Genomic DNA, 520 nt, shown 5'->3' on the forward strand with positions numbered 1-520 from the left:
GATGCTGGGCTCGGACGTGGAGGACGGTGGCTACCCGTACTACCTGCGATCGGTGGCGCAGATCTTCGAGGACCAGCAGCAGTGGGACGACAGCATCCGTTCCATCTACGAGGAATGGCTGGATGACGAACCGGAGATCCTCGGCGACGGTATCGATGCCGACCTGCCGATGAACCGCCGCCTGTGCTTCTCGCACTGCATGAACAATGGCGGCACCTCGATGCTGTATCTGGATTTCAATCCGACGCCGGGCGGCACCGTCGGCCAGGTGGTGCGCTACCTGCATGATCCGGACAGCTATGCGGTGATCGCCCCCAGCTTCGATGCGTACCTGCAGCAGCTGATTGATCGCGATTACGCGTTCATCCGGCACGATGATTGAGACCCAGCCGAGCGTGGGCTCGGCTCTACCTGGAATCCGCCCCCCTGTAGCGCCGAGCCATGCTCGGCTGCCGTTTTCTGTAGAGTCGAGCTTGCTCGACTGCGCTGTGAAGGCAGTCGAGCAAGCTCGACTCTACGG

1 protein-coding gene is annotated in these 520 nt (G+C 61.9%); it reads left to right on the forward strand.

Annotated features, from left to right (window positions below; translation table 11 throughout):
* The coding region (locus tag C9414_RS21075; protein ID WP_142398088.1) for an SMI1/KNR4 family protein at positions 1-382 on the forward strand (382 nt) is incomplete at its 5' end.
* Between the last annotated feature and the right edge of the window lie 138 nt (positions 383-520).

This window comes from Bacillus sp. Nf3 (genome assembly GCF_003028545.1).
GTDB classification, from domain to species: Bacteria; Bacillota; Bacilli; order Bacillales; family Bacillaceae; genus Bacillus; species Bacillus safensis.